Source organism: Streptomyces sp. NPDC014676 (assembly GCF_043084105.1).
Taxonomy (GTDB): Bacteria; Actinomycetota; Actinomycetes; order Streptomycetales; family Streptomycetaceae; genus Streptomyces.
Map to the genome: position 1 here is coordinate 160,144 of NZ_JBIBZI010000017.1, position 14,221 is coordinate 174,364.

At 69.8% G+C, this 14,221-nt stretch carries 15 protein-coding genes and 2 pseudogenes; 10 read left to right on the forward strand and 7 right to left on the reverse strand.

Annotated elements, in window-relative coordinates:
• Window positions 1–229: 229 nt before the first annotated feature.
• The 3 genes from ACF1DX_RS33925 (at window position 230) to ACF1DX_RS33935 (ending at window position 5,097) form a co-directional block, all read left to right on the forward strand.
• Entirely contained in the window at window positions 230–3,085 is a 2,856-nt protein-coding gene (locus ACF1DX_RS33925; RefSeq protein WP_391795001.1) for an ABC transporter substrate-binding protein, read from the forward strand.
• A gap of 28 nt (window positions 3,086–3,113) precedes the next feature.
• Window positions 3,114–3,713: an HD domain-containing protein gene (locus tag ACF1DX_RS33930; protein WP_391795002.1), complete on the forward strand. Its 600-nt coding sequence runs from the start codon at window positions 3,114–3,116 to the stop codon at window positions 3,711–3,713.
• 469 nt (window positions 3,714–4,182) lie between these two features.
• On the forward strand, window positions 4,183–5,097 hold the full coding sequence (locus ACF1DX_RS33935) for a YceI family protein (RefSeq protein WP_391795003.1): 915 nt from the start codon (window positions 4,183–4,185) through the stop codon (window positions 5,095–5,097).
• Window positions 5,098–5,128: 31 nt separating this feature from the next.
• Here ACF1DX_RS33935 and ACF1DX_RS33940 read toward each other — a convergent pair whose 3' ends face one another.
• The gene (locus ACF1DX_RS33940) at window positions 5,129–5,569 is read right to left on the reverse strand and encodes a hypothetical protein (protein WP_391795004.1); all 441 of its coding nucleotides are present in this window, start codon (window positions 5,567–5,569) and stop codon (window positions 5,129–5,131) included.
• Window positions 5,570–5,661: 92 nt separating this feature from the next.
• Here ACF1DX_RS33940 and ACF1DX_RS33945 point away from each other — a divergent pair, with 92 nt between their 5' ends.
• From ACF1DX_RS33945 to ACF1DX_RS33960, 4 genes are all read left to right on the forward strand, one after another.
• On the forward strand, window positions 5,662–5,997 hold the full coding sequence (locus ACF1DX_RS33945; RefSeq protein WP_391795005.1) for a hypothetical protein: 336 nt from the start codon (window positions 5,662–5,664) through the stop codon (window positions 5,995–5,997).
• Entirely contained in the window at window positions 5,994–6,215 is a 222-nt protein-coding gene (locus ACF1DX_RS33950) for a hypothetical protein (protein ID WP_391795006.1), read from the forward strand. The genes ACF1DX_RS33945 and ACF1DX_RS33950 overlap by 4 nt, the downstream gene beginning before the upstream one ends.
• Window positions 6,216–6,471: 256 nt before the next feature.
• Window positions 6,472–7,239 carry a barstar family protein gene (locus tag ACF1DX_RS33955; protein ID WP_391795007.1) on the forward strand — a complete coding sequence of 256 codons (768 nt, stop codon included), beginning with the start codon at window positions 6,472–6,474 and terminating at the stop codon, window positions 7,237–7,239.
• A 125-nt stretch (window positions 7,240–7,364) separates the two neighbouring features.
• Window positions 7,365–8,090 (forward strand): dienelactone hydrolase family protein, encoded by a 726-nt coding sequence (locus tag ACF1DX_RS33960; RefSeq protein ID WP_391795008.1) that lies wholly within the window; start codon window positions 7,365–7,367, stop codon window positions 8,088–8,090.
• 142 nt (window positions 8,091–8,232) lie between these two features.
• Here the strand turns inward: ACF1DX_RS33960 and ACF1DX_RS33965 are convergent, their stop codons facing one another.
• The 6 genes from ACF1DX_RS33965 to ACF1DX_RS33990 form a co-directional block, all read right to left on the reverse strand.
• Complete coding sequence (locus ACF1DX_RS33965; RefSeq protein ID WP_391795009.1) at window positions 8,233–9,318, reverse strand: AAA family ATPase; 1,086 nt, start codon at window positions 9,316–9,318, stop codon at window positions 8,233–8,235.
• Entirely contained in the window at window positions 9,315–10,202 is an 888-nt protein-coding gene (drmB, locus tag ACF1DX_RS33970; protein WP_391795010.1) for a DrmB family protein, read from the reverse strand. The genes ACF1DX_RS33965 and drmB overlap by 4 nt, the downstream gene beginning before the upstream one ends.
• A 129-nt stretch (window positions 10,203–10,331) precedes the next feature.
• Window positions 10,332–10,517 (reverse strand): DUF397 domain-containing protein, encoded by a 186-nt coding sequence (locus tag ACF1DX_RS33975; protein ID WP_391795012.1) that lies wholly within the window; start codon window positions 10,515–10,517, stop codon window positions 10,332–10,334.
• Window positions 10,514–11,374, reverse strand: a complete 861-nt coding sequence (locus ACF1DX_RS33980; protein ID WP_391795013.1) for a helix-turn-helix domain-containing protein — start codon at window positions 11,372–11,374, stop codon at window positions 10,514–10,516. Before ACF1DX_RS33980 ends, ACF1DX_RS33975 begins: the two co-directional genes overlap by 4 nt.
• A 245-nt stretch (window positions 11,375–11,619) precedes the next feature.
• On the reverse strand, window positions 11,620–12,528 hold the full coding sequence (locus ACF1DX_RS33985; protein ID WP_391795014.1) for an NAD-dependent epimerase/dehydratase family protein: 909 nt from the start codon (window positions 12,526–12,528) through the stop codon (window positions 11,620–11,622).
• A 34-nt stretch (window positions 12,529–12,562) separates the two neighbouring features.
• A complete protein-coding gene (locus tag ACF1DX_RS33990) occupies window positions 12,563–13,063 on the reverse strand; it encodes a hypothetical protein (RefSeq protein ID WP_391795015.1) in 501 nt (166 codons plus the stop codon).
• A gap of 464 nt (window positions 13,064–13,527) precedes the next feature.
• On the opposite strand from ACF1DX_RS33990, the gene ACF1DX_RS33995 reads away from it, so the two are divergent.
• The 3 genes and pseudogenes from ACF1DX_RS33995 to ACF1DX_RS34005 all read left to right on the forward strand — a co-directional run.
• Entirely contained in the window at window positions 13,528–13,749 is a 222-nt protein-coding gene (locus ACF1DX_RS33995) for a hypothetical protein (RefSeq protein ID WP_391795016.1), read from the forward strand.
• Between the two features lie 40 nt (window positions 13,750–13,789).
• Window positions 13,790–13,942 (forward strand): annotated as a pseudogene (locus ACF1DX_RS34000) (IS5/IS1182 family transposase); the annotation flags it as partial.
• Between the two features lie 117 nt (window positions 13,943–14,059).
• Window positions 14,060–14,221: pseudogene (locus ACF1DX_RS34005) on the forward strand (IS701 family transposase); the annotation flags it as partial.

Sequence of the window (14,221 nt, forward strand, 5' to 3'; positions counted from 1 at the left end):
CCGCATCGCACAGCACCACCCGATCGTGTGACGCTGCCCGCCGAAGGCGACACCACCGGCCACGGCATCACCGCCCCCGACGGACCGCCGTTGCGCCGGGGGCGGTTGTCAGGGGTGGGAGTTATCCTCACAAGGCGCTTGCGACACATGTGTCTTACGACCACGGGGGGTGTCCATGCACGGCCGTGACCAGAATTTTCCACAGGACTGCCCGGGCGGTCACCCGGGCATGTCGACCGAGGCGGGGATCGACGTCCAGCGACAGCTGGAGTCCTTGGTCCAGGACTTCCGGACCAGCGATCCCCCGATGCCGGTGATCGTGCTGCACGCCGAGGACCCCGCCGACGACGACCGGGTCACCGAACTCGTCGACGAGCTGAGCGAGGGACAGCAGCGTCACGGTACGCGCCTGGCCGTCGCCCCGACCGAGCCGCAGCCGGGGGACCTCGATCCGACCGCCCGGGCCGCGCGTCTCCTGGTCGACCTCGGTGACTCCAGGAAGTGGGGCGACCGGTCCGCCTCCTACCGCCCCTACTCCTTCCCCCGTCTCCATCTGGTGCGCGCCCTCCAGGAGGCCACCGACGACCCGGAGATGCGCGAGCACTGGCCGACCGCCCCCGGCGGCACTCCGGACGGGAACGCCCAGCGGGAGCGGGCCCAGACACATCTGCTGCGTATCCTGGCCAAGCAGCGCTGGCGCCCCCGCAGACCCTCGCGCCGGCAGCGGCAGATGCTGCTCAACGACGTGCAGCAGTTCCTCCCCATGGGCGTCCTGGGCGCCTTCACCGCGCTGCTCACCCGCCCCGAGTGGTACATCGCCGTCCTGGCGGGCATCGGGCTGATGATCCTCCTCGCCGGCCTCAATCACGTCCCCGGGCGCGCTCCCCTCTTCCTGTGGCTGCGCAGGGAGAGCCGGTGGTTCCTGACCACGACGTTCCTCCAGTCCGCCGCCCGCCGCCAGTCGACCAGCGTGCGGCTGCTGCGGCCCGTCCGCTCCTGGCGGGCCATCGCGGCCCGCGCCTACGACGTGGCCGAGGCCATGCGCGAGGGCGGCCCGTTCCCCCTCCAGCTGTACGTGCTGGCACTCTTCGAGGACCTGCGGGACAACCACCGGCGCGGCAGCTGGGACCTGCGAGGATTCAAGCGGACGCGCCCGCCGGTGCTGTTCCTGCGCCGGGTGGGCCGGGAGAACGGCGGCATAGAGCTGATCAGGGCGGTCAGCGACGTCCGCAGCCGGCGCAGCGAGCTCGACCCGCTGCTGATCGTGGCGGGCGTGGCGGCGTGCGACGCGGCACTGCTCGACCGGGGTTCGGACGCGGATCCTCCGCTCAACCGGCCGCAGCAGCCGCCGGCCCAGCCCTCGCGTCTCCCGCAGCGGTTGCGGCACTGGTACGACGAATGGGCCGGGAACCTCCGGGCCGACCAGTCGCCGAGCAGGACCAACGCCCTGCCCTGGGTGCTCAGGATCCCGCTGCCCCACGGCGAGCTGGTGCAGCTGCGGCAGTCGGACTGGCGGTGCGTCAGGGCGAGACACCGGCCGTCCGTGGCCCGCGTGGTGTGGTCGGCGCACAGCCTGCTCCTTGTCCTCGCCCTGGTCGTCACCGCGGGCGTCGTCCACGCCCGCGAGCTGCACCGGACGTACTGCTCGGCGGGCCTGCTGACCGCCGACCGCGACACCGAGCTGCGTCCCGCGCCCGGCGGCGGCACGGAGTGCGTCGGCATAGCCACCGGAGACGTCCGGTTCGGGGCGCACCTGAGCGGCGACACCACCGGGGAGGGCAAGCGGCTGCAGGAGCTGGAGAGGCTGGTGCGCGCCGAGAACACCGAGGTTCTGCGCGACCACCCGGACGACTACGTCACGGTGGTGTACGCGGGGCCGCTGAGCTCCTCCTCGGTGGATCCGTCCCTGGTCAAGGGCGCCGAGGAGCTGACCGGCGTGTACCTCGCGCAGCGCGTCGTCAACGAGAACTACACGGTGAAACTGCGGGTGCTGCTCGCCAACGGCGGCTCGGACATGGGGCACCAGCGTGTCACGGCCGACGCGATCGCCGAGTACGCCGACCGCGACCCGACCGTCGTCGGCGTGGTCGGCTTCGGCCGCGACCTGCAGAGCAGCCCCGACGTCACACGCCGGCTGCACGCGGTGGGGCTGCCCGTCGTCTCCGGCACTAACTCGGCGACCTACCTGCCGAAGGAGTTCTCCAACTGGTTCAGTCTCGCGGCTCCCGACGAGCACCAGGCCGAGGCACTCGGTCTCGTCGCCCGGCAGCTGCGCTCCCGCGACAGCGCCCCGCACGCCCTGGTGCTGGCCCGCGACACCAAGGAGTCGCAGGACCGTTACACCAGTGAGCAGGCCCTGTACGGCGGGGAGATGCTGGAGCGGGAGGGCTTCCGGCTGCTGCCCGCGCGACGCTACCGGGTGGCGAACGGCAAGCCCGAACTGCGGTCGCACGCGGAGAGCATCTGCCGGGGCGAGAACGTCCCCTCGGTGATCTACTTCGCCGGACGGGTCGAGGACATCGGACCGCTGATGACGCAACTGACCACCGAACCGGGCTGTGCGAACCGGCAGATCTCGATCCTCACGGGTGACGACCTGAGCAAGGCCCGGTTCTCCGGCACGGGCGGCCGCGACGGCGTGGCCCCGCGGATCACGCTGTACCACGCGGCCCTGGCCGCGCTGAAGGAAGCATCGTCCGGGACCGCCTTCTACGAGGACGCCGCCCATTACCTCCCCTGGCTGGAGGACGGAAGGGCCACGTACGACGCCGCCGACTTCGCGAGCGGGCAGACGGCCCTCTCCCACGACGCCACGCGCGCCCTGTACTGGGCGGCCAGCCTCGGGGACGTGCGCCAGAGCCGCTCGGCGACCTGGGTCAACCTCAGGAACGTCAAACTCGACGGCATGGCCACCGGAACGATCGACTTCACCGACGCGCCCCTGTACGAGGAACGCCACGGCCACAGCATCGTCCTCAACCGGGTCCGCAGAACCGCCGGGGGCGTCTCGAAGGCGGAGGTCCTGTGCAGCAGAACGGCCGGCGGCACCGAACCGCTCACGGTGCGGGAATGCTCGATCGAGTGAGCGGAGCACCGGTTGTTACGCTCCCCGTGTGAGGATTCCGGGACCCGAAGAGATCCGCGCGCTGCACCAGAAGCACGCGCCCACCGTCGAGGCGTTCGAACTCGTCCACACGCACTGCGAGATCGTCTGGAGCGTCGCCGAGCAGCTCATTTCGGCCTCGCGCCTCGACGTCGACGCCGAACTGGTCCGCGCCGGCTGCCTCCTCCACGACATCGGCGTCTACCGCCTCTACGGCGACGGCGGCCGCCTGGACCACGAGAACTACGTCCGGCACGGCCTGCTCGGTCACGAACTCCTCGCCGAGGAGGGCTTGCCCGAGCCCCTGTGCCGGTTCTGCTCCCACCACACCGGGGTGGGGGTCACGAAGGACGACGTCCTGCGCCAGGGCCTCCCGATCCCGCCCGCCGACTACCTCGCGGTGACACGTGAGGAGCGACTGGTGATGTACGCGGACAAGTTTCACAGCAAGTCCCGGCCGTCGGCGTTCCTCTCCCCCGACGCGTACGCCGCCCACGTCCGCCGCTTCGGCGAGGAGAAGGTGACCGCCTTCCAGGCCCTGCGCGCGGAGTTCGGCGACCCGGACCTCGACCGGCCGGTGCCGGAGGGCGGTGCGTCCGTCCGCCCGTGAGCGTCGCCGGGTGTCGGCCACACCGGCGTCACCCTCGCCCTCGCCCTCGCCCGTACGCTCACGCAGCGTACGGGTTTTCTCCTTCCGCGCGAACGAACGATGCCGACCGACGTGGCGGCGCGGCCCGCGCGATGTGTGGGCCGCGTGACGGGACCGCGAGCCACGTGTGAATCCTTCACGGTTCCGGGTGGCGTTCACCACAGCACCGGAGCAAAGCATCGCAGTCGACGAACCCGGTACACCCCGCTGAACGACCGGGGTGCCGGCGGTTCACATCAATTCAACACACGGACAAGCCATGTCCCACACCACCCCCGATGGCGCACCACTCGACCCCACCTGCTCTATGATCGTTTAATAGTTGACTTCATCGCGCTTGCAACTCCTCCTCGATGGTTCCCGGTCACCGCGAACACCTCCATCGGTGCGAGTCTCGCCGCGGTGACACGCAGGAGGAAAGGTGAACCGCATGGCCCTCGGACTGCTCCGGCGTCGACGTTCCCGCGGCGGTCCCGAGGCCGCGCCGGACCTCTCGCTGCCCCTGCCCGCCGGTGCCGGCGCGTACGGCTGCGAGGTCGTCGATCCCCTGGGGCAGCCCCTGGGCGGCGCCGAGGTCACGGTGACCGCCCTGGACAGCCACCGGGTCGCCGCCCGCGGCACCACCGATCCGTACGGCCTGTTCATGGCGGCGCTCCCGCCCGGCTCCTACAGCGTGATGGTCGCGGCGGAGGGCCTCACCCCGGCCCGCAGCAACGTCGACATAGCCGCCGGTGCCGCCCTCCCCCCGGCGCGCGTCGCGCTGCTGCCCGCACGCCAACTGGAACTGCCGGCGCCCGGTACCTGGCTGTTCGACCCACCGCACACCGCGATCCGCTTCATCGCCAAGCACGTGGGCATGGCCCACGTCCACGGACGCTTCACCCGCTTCACCGGCGGCATCCAGATCACGCCGGACATGAGCGACTCCCGGGTCTCGGTGCGCATCGACGCCGCCAGCATCACCACGGGCAACAGGACCCGTGACAACCACCTGCGTTCCGCCGACTTCCTCGACGTCGAGCACTACCCGTACATCGACTTCACCAGCACCCGGTTCGTCTACCGGGGCGGCTCCCGGTGGACGCTGAACGGCACGCTCACCATGCACGGCACCAGCCGCTCCGTGGGACTGGACACGACGTACCTCGGCACGGTGAACGGCGGTTACGAACAGGAGCTGCGCTGTGCGGCCCTGGCTAAGGCGGAGCTGCACCGCGAGGACTTCACCCTGAACTGGCGCTCGATGCTGGCCCGCGGCATCGCGGTCGTCGGCCCGACCGTGCAACTGGAGCTGGACGTCCAGGCGATGTACCGCACCCCCGAGACTCCCACGCCCCCGGAGTAGACCGGCGCGGACGGCGGACGGCGGCCTCGGTTCACGCGTAGGGGTCGGGGATCACCTCGGTCGCCGACTCGAGGACCTTCTCCACCCGCAGCACCGCGCTGCGGACGGCCCCCGCCTCCGCGACCAGCACGTCGGGGACATGGGACTCGTGAAAACGGAGGTACCCGACGGTGCCCACGGTCGTCGTGCGCGCGCCGAGCCACAGCACCATCCTGCGCAGGTCGTCGAACTCGTCGGGATGCGCCTCCTGCCGCACGGTCAGCGCCCACTGCGGCCCGTCGGAGCACAGCTCCCCGACCAGCGCGCCCCCGATCCGCAGCGCCGGCCCCCGGTCTCCCCAGAGGGGGTACGCGTAACCATCGTCCTGCCTGCCGCCTTCCTCTCCCAGGTGCCAGCGGAGCAGGGCGAGGTCCCGCGGCGGGAGCGAGCCCGGCAGGTCGAGCGTGAGCTGGAGTTCGTAGATGTCGGCCATGATCAGAAGGCTACGAGCCCCGGTGCCGGTGCCCTTCACCACGACCCGGCAAAGACCCCGAACCGCCACGTCCGTTGGCCTACTGTGACCGCATGACGACGAAGTCCCTTCCCAGTCTCACCCCGACCGGCACCTGCTGGTGCGGCTGCGCCAAGAAGGTCGGAGCCGGATCGTTCTTCGCTCCCGGCCACGACAAGGTGGCGGAGGCGGCGCTGCTCGCGGCCGAATACGGTTCCTCCGTAGCCCAGTTGCTGCACGGACACGGATACGGCCCCGGCCACTCGGTGAGCGCGCGTGCCGTGTCCGAGGGCGTCTGGCGGAAGTGCCCGGCCTGCGACTACGTCGGCGCGCCGGCGAGCATCGCCCACCACACGAAGAAGGCGCACGCCGCCCCCAGCGGCGAGCAGGCACAGAGGGCGGAGCGTTGACCGAACCGGACTCCAGCCAGCGCGCCGACCTCGAGAAGGCCGTGCGCACGTACGACGGCCACTGGGACACCGAACGCGGCCTGCGCGCACTGCGCGACGCCGGGCACGATCCGCAGGAGAAGCACACCCGCCGGATCTTCCGGGATCTCGCGAGCGAGGGTCTGCTGGTGAAGGTGGAGGACCGGCCGGTCAGGTACCGCGTTGCGGAGACGGACTGAACAGAGCGTGCGGCACCGGTCCGAGCCGGGCACCCCGTGTTCCTGTGCGCTTCTCTGCACTTCACTCTCATGAGTGAAGGCAGGTATGTGGCTCGTCAAAGGGCCTCCGAGATGGATGGGATGGAGTCAGGGGTGGTGACGGCGCCGACGGCCGCCGGGCAGATCCCCCGGCGTCGGTAAGATCAGCGCTCTCATGGGGGTGCGATGCGAGCATCGGGGCTGGGCGGCGAGGGGCGGAAGTACGCGCTGACCTCGGATGAGGACGACGGCGATTTCTGGGGGCTTCGCCCACGAGGCAGAGGGGGTGTTCACGCCACTGCCGGGTGAGGAGGGCGCGCGTCGAGTGCACCTCGCGGGTTGTCTCCCGCAGGGTGGCCTGCTGAGGTGCGTTGACCACGTCGGCAGTCGCCGTGCCGTGGCGGGGAACGCCTGGTTCGCGCTCCTCGACGGTGACGGTGCCACCATGGGGTCCTACTTCGTCAACGAGGTCACCGTCATCGACGTCAAGCCTTTCGCCGGCGGTGCCGGCCTCGTCGACCTCACGGTGACGCTCTGGTGCGAGAACGCCCTGCCCGGAGCTGAGCGACCGTGGGAGCTGGTCCGCACCGGTCGCCTGAACCACGCCGGAACGTGGTACGAACTCGCCTCCGAGGACCGACACGCGTGGCTGTCAGTGGCCCTGTGGTCCCGGGAGTACCAGCGTCGGGGGAAGCCCGATGCGCCTGCGGGCCAGGTGTTCACCTTGGACGGCCGGTATGTCGTTGACCGGGACACCTTCTACTGCGCGATCGGTGAGGCCATCAACGGACCCGGTGGATACTTCGGCTGGAACCTGGACGCTCTGGACGACTGTCTGAGAGGCGGCTGGGGCGCGACCACTCCGTTCGCCTTGCACTGGGACTTCTCGGTCGTTGCTCGGACGCGGTTGGCGGAGCGCGTGCCCGTCGGCGATCGCGAGCTTGTGCTGTTCGACCTGATCCTGGAGATCTTCGAGAAACGAGGTGTGAGCGTCATCCTTCGGTGAGCTTGTTGTTCGACCTCTGAGCTGAACCGCTGATGGGGTGGTTCCGGAATACGCCAGAGATCTGCCTTCTGCCAGCGGCAGAACACCGGCCCGACCGGGCTCGACGATCACTACAGTCCAGGCTCATGACGACAGTTGCAACGCGCACGATCAAATACGCGGCCGACGGTCTGACGATGATCGGGCACCTCGCGCTCCCGGCCGGTGCCGACCGTCGGCCCGCGGTCCTGGTCGGGCCCGAAGGGGTGGGGCTCAGCGACGTCGAGCGCCGCCGGGCCGATGCGCTCGCCGAGCTGGGATACGTGGCGCTGGCCTTCGATCTCCACGGCGGGCGCTATCTGGGCGACCCTGAGGAGATGTTGGCCCGTTGCATGCCGCTGCTCGCCGACCCTGACCGGATGCGAGGCATCGGCCATGCCGCGCTCGACGTGCTCCGCGCCGAGCCGCGGACCGACCCGGACCGGATCGCCGCCCTCGGCTACGGAACCGGGGGCGCGATCGCGCTGGAACTCGGACGCGACGGCGTCGACCTGCGTGCGATCGCGACAGTCAACGGACTGACCACGGGCCGACCGGGCGAGACGGCGCGCATTCACTGCCCGGTGTGGGCCGGGGTCGGGTCGGAAGACCCGATCATGCCGCCCGCGCAACGGGACGCATTCACCGCCGAGATGCAGGCTGCGGGCGTCGACTGGCGCCTCGTGGTCTACGGCGGCGCCTTGCACGCCTTCCATCACCCACCGGTCGACCACATCGTGCTTCCCGGGGTCGGTTATCACCCTCAGCACGCGCGGCGAGCTTGGCGGGACGTCGTCGACCTGCTCGCCGAGTGCCTGCCCATGACGGAGTGATCTGGGCAGACCGGGGTGTGTTCACAGGCTCCGACAGCTCGTTGCTTCGAGGCATCGCTCTGGAGAGCGTCATTCGGACCCCTGCGGACGACGGCGTGCGGGGATGCCGAGGTAAGTAGTCGATGCGCTCTCACGGGCCGTTCTACCCTCGTTGCAGTTCCCCGCGATTCACCTGGGCCAGGAGCGGTGGCTCGGATCCCCCTTCGTAGCCGAGGTGGAGTTCCTGCCGTGCGCGGGTGGCCATCACGTAGTACGACATGCGGAGTGCGGCGGAGGTGGGGTCCGTCCCCGTGTCCGCGTGGGTGTCGGGGATGACGACGGTGTCGAAGCCCAGCCCCTTGGCGCTGCGGCGGTGCACGATCACGATGCCGGGGCGGCCGAGGTCGAGGTTGCGGTACTGGCCGCCCTTGGACTCGGACGTGTACAGCTGGGGCTTCAGGCGCGGCGCGCGGTTCTGGACGCTGCCGAGCAGGGAGAACTGGGTGTGCTTGGTGGCGGCGATCACCCCGATGCTCTTCCCCGGCTGCGTCTCGGCGAGCAGGACGAGCAGGTCCGCGACGCCCCGCTCGTGGAAGCGGTGCAGGCGCGGCACCGGTCCCTGGCGACCGGGCAGGACCGGCGTGCCGGCGCCGGTGTGGAAGTGGGCCGCGAAGGACGCGATCTGCTCGGTGTTGCGGTGATTTCCGGCGAGTTCGTGGCGGGTGCACCGGCCGAGGTTGCGGACGATCTCGTCGAGGGTGGAGTTGGTGTCGGTGAGCCGTTGGCACTGGTCCGCGAAGACGGTCGTACGGGCCTTGAGCATGCGGCAGAGCAGGTAGAACTCCGGTGGCAGGTCCTGGCCTTCGTCGATGACCAGGGTGGGCCCGACGGCTGGTGCGGTGTCGGCGGCGCGGTTGTGCAGGGCGTCCCAGTCGTACCAGCCGTCGCCGCCGCCGGGCGGTGTGGTGCCGTACCAGTCGGCGAGCCAGCGGTGTGCGGTCATGACGCGGACCGAGCGGTCCGCGGGGCCCAGTGCGTGCACCGTGCCGGCGAGCGACTGGCGCAGCAGGTTGGAGTAGGTCAGCAGGACCACCGGGGTGCCGGTGAGGGCGAGCATGGCGGCGCGCTGCGCGGCCAGCACGCTCTTGCCGCTGCCCGGGGGCCCACTGACCAGGTGGTTGCCGTCGAAGGGGAGCCCGTCGAGGCCGGACCGCTGGTCGGGGTCGAGGTCGAGGTAGGTGACGGTCACGGCTGCTCCAGGGCGCCCGCCGCGGCGGCGCGGGCCGCGGTGATGATCGACTGCAGGTAGCCGGGAACCCGTTCGCCGCCGACGACGAGGGCCCGGTCCAGGAGGCTGTTGCCGGCCTCGCAACTGGTCTCCGGGAGCAGGGCGCAGGCATGACAGGCGGCCCGGTTGAGGTTCCCGAAGCCCTGCCCGGAGTGTTCGGCGCACAGCGGGTCGGCGGAGCACCAGGCGGCGGACTCGGTCATCCGCAGCAGTGTCTCGGCCAGCCGCGGTGGTTCGCCCTGGCGGACGAGTCCTCCGAGGGTGCCTTCGGCGTCCCCGGCGGCGGTGTAGACGAGGATGCCGTACTGGTCCTGTTCGGGGCGGGCGTAGATCCGTTCGCGCAGGCTCGCCGTGGTGTAGCCGGACTCGAAGGAAAGCTGGCGGATGAGGAGGTGGGCCAGGGTGTGCAACAGGACGAAGCGCGGGGAGAGTTCGGGACCGGTCACGTTCTGGAGGCGGTCCTTCTGGAAGGAACGGTCGAGGTCGGCCCGCATGCCCTTGACGCGTCCGCGTACGTCCGGGTCCTCCTCCCAGTCCTTCAGCGCGCCGTGGTCGAGGGTGAGGAAGACACCCTCGCCGAAGACCTCGACGGCGGGCAGCCACTTCAGCCGGCGCGAGGTGTCGGCGGGGACGACGGCGGCGTCCGGGGAGACCCGGGTGAAGCCGGACAGGACGCGGACCTCGCGGAGCCGGTCGGCGAGGACGACGCAGCCGAAGCGGCTCGCGAGACCGGCCCAGGGTTCGACGGTCTCGCCGGCCAGGCCGAGCGTGGTCTCGCGCAGGGCGAAGTCACGGGTGGCGGGCGGGGCGAGCCGTCGTCGCCCTCGAACTCGCCAACTGATCAAGATGGAAAACCCTCAGTCGAAGCAGAGGGAAGCCTGCCCGGTTCTCCCACCGAGGCGGGTGGTCCCAACGTCTGCTGAGGCGGTGTCCCGGCGGTGAGCGTGACTACGCCACCGCCGGGACGCAGTGGCTCATGTCCCGGCCGCGAACCGCACGAAGCGGAACCACTCCTCACGCCCGAAGGCGAAGTGAGGTCGCGTGACATCCTTGGAGTCACGGACGCAGATGGCCTGTTCGGTGAAGGCAACCTCAACGCAGCTGTCTCCCTGGCTACCGCTGTAGCTGGACTTGAACCACGCCAGTTCCGTCGTGCTCATAGCTCTCCTCGGAGTCGCTCCAACAGACCCCGCGAGTCCTTGGCGTTCAGGGCCTGCGAGCGCAGTGTGTCATAACGCTGGTAGAGGAGACTCACCTCTTTCGGGCCGGCGATGAGACGGCCGTTCTGCTGACCTTCGGAGTACGCAAGGCGCTGCCCCCTCGGTGTCTCCACCAGCTGAAGAGGGCCGTCCAGACAGGCGTGCAACCCCGCTTCCAACGGCACGACCTGCAACGTCACATTGCGCGGCGCGCTCAGCTCCAACACCCGGTCGAGCATGCCCCCCATCTGCTCCGCGTCTCCGAAACGCCGCCAAAACACGTGTTCCTCGACGATGAAGCTGAAGGGCGTCGTAGGCCGCTCGAACAGCATGCGCTGCCGCTCCATCCGCGTGGCCATGAAGTTCTCCAACTGCTCGTCGGGCGCCACCGGCACGGTCCCCTCGAACACGGCCCGCGCATACCCCTCCGACTGCAACAACCCCGGCACGAGTCGGCACTCATACGTACACAGACTCACCGCCTCCCGCTCCAGCCGAGCCCACCGCCGGAACCAAGCCGCCAGCCCCGCCTCCCCCCGCGTCAGAAACCGCGCCGAGTGCCGCAACGCCCCCGTGTTCCCCAGCGCCTCCTCCGCCCGCTCCACGAAGGACGCGTCCGGCATCCGCCGCCCCAACTCCACCGACTCCACGGTGTGCTTGGAGTACCGGACCAGCTCCCCGAACTGCACCCTGCTCAGCCCTGCATGCTCCCGCAGCGCCTGCACGACGGCCCCGAACGTCCGCAGACTGTCCGACGGATCCGGCTCCCGCTCGCACTCCCCGCCCGGCACCGCCGGCTCCACATGGTCGGTCGTCATCCGAGGCCCACCTCCAGGTTCGCGCACACCGGGTCCCTCTGATGGAAAACGCCGGGAGCGGCCAACAGGACACTCGTACAACCCACCCCTCATCCCCGTACGGTGACGCACCGTACGGAGGACACTCCGCATAGACGCTCACGCGAAAGCTGCATGTCCGCAACCGGAAGGGATCTTTCACCCTGGAGGCGAGCACCCGGCCCCACCCTTGACCGCGCCACCACACCACCGACGCGCCAACCGCCTCACGGCAAGGGCATTTCCTGCTCGATCCACTTCGTGATCGATGAGCGCGAGGGGCGCCAGCCAAGGTCGTGAGCCCGGGTGGCACGTACGCGGCTGTTGGCGCCGAGGGCGTACCGGGAGAAACCCTCCCCCCACGCGGCCGCAGCGGAACCCAGATCCCACGGCTCCACCGGCCCCAGACCCAGCCGACGGGCGATCGCCTCACCGATATCGGCGAACGAGGCGTCCTCGCCGCCCTCCACGAAGTAGAAGCCCGTGGCCGCGGGGTCGGTGAGCACCAGGTGATACAGGTCGGCCATGTCATCGAGGTGCACCGTCGACCAGCGGTTCAGGCCGCGTCCGACGACGCGGACGGTCTTGCCGGCCTGGGCCTGTGTGACCAGCGGCGGGATCAGCACGGTCTGCGGGCGCGGTCCCGTTCCGTTGCCGTAGATCAGTGAGTTGCACAGCACCACCGAACGCACTCCCGCTGCACCGGCATCGACGACGGAGCGGTCGATGGCGTACCGGGCCCGCCGGATCTCGTGGTCCCCCGGGCCGAAAGGCTTCGCGTCGTCGAAGACCACCTCGGATTCGTACTGGCCCTGGGCATCGTCACCGATGACGCTGGTCCCGCTGGTGTGGATCAACACCTTGCCCGAACCCCGCAGGGCGTCGACAAAGGTGGCCACAGCGCCGCGGTGGTCGCTGTGAGCGGCGTTGACGACCGCGTCGGCGCGGTCGGCCTCTCGCTTGAGCAGCGCCGCGTCGTCGAGGTCCCCGACGACCGGTGTGATGCCGGCGGCGGCGAGAACACCGACCACGCCGGGCGTGCGGGTCAAGCCGCGCACCGTGTGCCCCTCGCGGATCAAACGGCGGGCTACAGCTCCGCCGATATAGCCGCCGGCACCTGTGAGAAAGACGTCCATGATGATTCCTGGCGATGGTGGGGTGGTGGGGGTGTCAGCTGCGGAAGCGGCCTGCGGCACGCAGGGCTTCATCCAGCGGCAGGCGCTGCTGTCGGTCGCCGAACTCGCAGATGCGAGTGATGCGCCCCTCGTGGACCGTCGCCTGGAGGCAACGTGAAATGCGCACCGGGGTGCCGTTCTCCAATTCGCCCGAAGCGGTGGCGGCCAGAGCGAAGCCGTGGTGGTCGACGTGGAGGGACCAGATGCGGTCGGCGTGGTTTCTCACGAGGTCGGCGGTCGCACGGAGCATCCGCAGCATCGCACCCGCGAACTCCTTGCCGGGAAGTGACACGGTCTCGTGATCGAAGCTGTGCCAGACCTCCACGGTCTCGGCGAAGAGCAGATCGAACTCGGGGTCGACCTGCGTCAGGCCGTACGTCCCGGTGAACCGGCTGGCGACTTGGCGCACAGCGGCCAAGCAGGCGGACGACTCGGAGTCCTGCTCGTCGGGCCGGCCCGCAGCGGCTGCGGCTGCGGCTATGTCACTGCTGGTCATCGGTTGCCCTCTCGTACCCACCCCCATGCGGTCAGGGGCGCTCGAGAACCAGCGTGCGCGCAACCGTGCCGATGCGCGAAGGCGCCTTGCTGCTATGGCAAAAGTTGCCGATCGAGCGGTCTCAGATGGCGCGGTGACACATGTCCCCGGACCGAACATGGGGCCCCTGACCTGCCCATACCTGCCGGTCTCTTCCCACAGGGCCAGAGGGGGCACACTCGACACCGCCCTCAACGTGGCTCTCGTGGGCTCGCCCGCCCACTGCCACGACCGCGCCTGCCACGCGTCGCAGGTGGCCCGGGTTCGGAGTGGCACTCAGGCCGGCAGTCGCCAGCAAGGCCCCTTCGGGTCGCCCAGCCAGACGACCTGATTCCATTCGGTGACCGTCATACCGAACGCGGACTGGTCGGGCGAGGTCGTAATCCGGTGGCCGCCTTCCGCGCAACGCCCTTAGGGTCGCCGGGATGACACGCAACACGGTCACCCCGGCGGCGATCACACCGGAGATGGCCGCTCAGATCCGCAGGTGGCGGTGCGAGGAGGACTACTCCTGGCGCGCTGTAGCCCAGGCCGCATCCGATCTGTGGGGCTCCGAATGGGGCAGCAATCAGCTCTTCGGTGAGGACCTCTGTGTGGCCGCAGCGAGGCTGCTGGGCGAAGACCCCTGCCAGGAACCTTGGAATTGACGCTCGTCGGACGACCCCTTTCGGTGTTGCCCGGCTGGCTGGTGGACGCCCCCGGACTCGACCTGACCATCTCGAGCGAACGATCAACGCACTGAAGAACTTCTGGGCCATGGCCACGAGATTCGACAAGCGCGCCTACGTCTTCCACGGCACCGTCACGCTCGCCTCGATCAGACTCCGGCTCCGCCCATGACCCGGACAGAGCCTAATACTCCAGCTGTAGATCGTGATCTTGCTGGTCGGGGGCCGGTGTGGAGACGGGTGCGGCCACCGTTGATCATCGTGAGCTGTGTGGACTTACGAAGAGACGGTGGCCGCAGGTCACAGCGTAGATCCCGGCCGTTGGCGGGAGGCGTTCGAGGGGGCCATGGGCCGCGTCGCGGGCCGGTTTGCCCGGGTCGAGCCCCGACTGCGGGCCGGGCGGTTGGTTCTGGGGCTGCTGTCGGACCTGCCGCGCAAGAACTGCTGGACG

Coding starts and splice junctions, on each gene's coding strand:
- ACF1DX_RS33935 (WP_391795003.1), top strand. CDS start 4,183: ATGGCCCTCGGACTGCTCCGGCGTCGACGTTCCCGCGGCGGTCCCGAG.
- ACF1DX_RS33985 (WP_391795014.1), bottom strand. CDS start 12,528: ATGGACGTCTTTCTCACAGGTGCCGGCGGCTATATCGGCGGAGCTGTA.
- ACF1DX_RS33960 (WP_391795008.1), top strand. CDS start 7,365: ATGACGACAGTTGCAACGCGCACGATCAAATACGCGGCCGACGGTCTG.
- ACF1DX_RS33925 (WP_391795001.1), top strand. CDS start 230: ATGTCGACCGAGGCGGGGATCGACGTCCAGCGACAGCTGGAGTCCTTG.
- ACF1DX_RS33975 (WP_391795012.1), bottom strand. CDS start 10,517: ATGAGCACGACGGAACTGGCGTGGTTCAAGTCCAGCTACAGCGGTAGC.
- ACF1DX_RS33995 (WP_391795016.1), top strand. CDS start 13,528: ATGACACGCAACACGGTCACCCCGGCGGCGATCACACCGGAGATGGCC.
- ACF1DX_RS33990 (WP_391795015.1), bottom strand. CDS start 13,063: ATGACCAGCAGTGACATAGCCGCAGCCGCAGCCGCTGCGGGCCGGCCC.
- ACF1DX_RS33980 (WP_391795013.1), bottom strand. CDS start 11,374: ATGACGACCGACCATGTGGAGCCGGCGGTGCCGGGCGGGGAGTGCGAG.
- ACF1DX_RS33945 (WP_391795005.1), top strand. CDS start 5,662: ATGACGACGAAGTCCCTTCCCAGTCTCACCCCGACCGGCACCTGCTGG.
- ACF1DX_RS33940 (WP_391795004.1), bottom strand. CDS start 5,569: ATGGCCGACATCTACGAACTCCAGCTCACGCTCGACCTGCCGGGCTCG.
- ACF1DX_RS33955 (WP_391795007.1), top strand. CDS start 6,472: ATGAGGACGACGGCGATTTCTGGGGGCTTCGCCCACGAGGCAGAGGGG.